The organism is Flammeovirga pacifica (assembly GCF_000807855.2).
GTDB lineage: Bacteria > Bacteroidota > Bacteroidia > Cytophagales > Flammeovirgaceae > Flammeovirga > Flammeovirga pacifica.
The window spans coordinates 4,902,895-4,904,383 of record NZ_JRYR02000001.1; the positions used below are offsets into that span (position 1 = coordinate 4,902,895).

At 30.5% G+C, this 1,489-nt stretch carries 2 protein-coding genes; both read right to left on the minus strand.

The features are described from left to right. Positions 1 to 521 (minus strand): DUF4919 domain-containing protein (locus tag NH26_RS19585; RefSeq protein WP_071397214.1); only part of this gene is annotated, 521 nt, incomplete at its 3' end. Positions 522 to 632: 111 nt separating this feature from the next. Then, complete coding sequence (locus tag NH26_RS19590; protein ID WP_044229859.1) at positions 633 to 1,313, minus strand: hypothetical protein; 681 nt, start codon at positions 1,311 to 1,313, stop codon at positions 633 to 635. Between the last annotated feature and the right edge of the window lie 176 nt (positions 1,314 to 1,489).

Consider the following 1,489-nt stretch of genomic DNA (forward strand, 5'->3'; position numbering starts at 1 on the left):
TGACTTGTGGAGATAACATGAAAAGCAGTTTCAGATGTAACCCCATCTCCGCTATTAATAATAGTTCTCAGAAAACCATGGAAAATTATAGATAGTTGATTGCATTTTTCTTCTTGACCATTCAACTTATAACAATATGCAAGCATGTTTATCAATCTCAAATCAATAGGAAATTCGACCAAGGATTTATTAGCCAAAGAAATATACCTATGCATCTGTTCTTCCGTCCATTCATCTTCTGAATTGTCTAATTTTTCTAACTCATCATTCTGACTCGTTTCTCCATATGGGTCATAACTTTCATTGAACACATATCCATAATAAAGGTGATGATATTCTTCATCTGTCAATAAAGTATCAAGTTGAAACATACGTTCCAATAATTTTGGATAGTAAAAGTCCGATGATTCATCGCTGATACTTAGATAAATCTGGTCGTATTGAATTTCTTTACTCTCTTGACCAATTAAACTATGTGATAATGTTATGCTTATCAATAGTAATACCAATTTCAGTTTCATAATATTTTTTGTTTTTACCTGTTCCCAATAAACTAAATTGCTAAACTACGACCAGCGGGCGTGTCGACCGATGGATGGAGATTAGCTAATGTTATAGTGTTTTAAATAATTTTATTTATAGAACTCTTCAAACTCCTCTGGTATTTCAATTACGATTTCATCTTCGATTTCTTCCTCGTTCGGTACCTCTACTACTACTCTTGAAGTTTTTTTGAAATCCTTCTTAGGATCAAAAGGAATTGATATACTAAAGTTGAGCTTCTCTTTATTACCTGAAACATCTTCAAAGGTTGATAATAGATTAATTAATCTTCTTTTTACCAAAGAAATTGGTACTTTTTCGTTTTGATAGAAATTTATAAGAAGAAGATTTGGTGACTCACTTAAATTTTGTTCCTTCCCATTATTAAAATAACTTTTTTGTAGAGCACTTTCTAAACTGGATTCGTGGTGATTATAATCCACAAAGATAGAATCTCCTTCATAGATAAAACCATTTCTTGCATTAGGACAATTTCTATGACGTTGAGATAATTTAATAACGTAAGTCTCATCATTATAAGGAATTTGTAATTCTATATTTTTAAAACCTCTTTTTATGAAATTTTCTTGTTGATTTACAATTTCATTAAAAGTCACATAATCATCGATATTTATAGATACAGAGTCTATATCTAATTGAAATGTTCCAAAACTAATTCTCTGATTTAATATATTAGTTTTATCTAGTTTAGTCTCGGTTTGACAGCTTGCTAATAAAAGTAATATTATAAAATTTAAGTAATTATTCATTTAATTGAAAGTATAGGTATTAATACCTATGTGATGACCAAACTACGTGAGCGGTTGTATCAACCGTGATTGGAGTTTAGCTGATGTGTGTGCCCAAAATGGACACAGCCTTATTTTATTTTAAAGATATAATAATCTTCTAGAGGGTGCAAGTCCCTTATGTGCGGGGTACGATC

What these genes read in the sequence shown, in the direction of transcription:
- NH26_RS19590 (WP_044229859.1), bottom strand. Translation starts at nt 1,313, where the DNA reads ATGAATAATTACTTAAATTTTATAATATTACTTTTATTAGCAAGCTGT.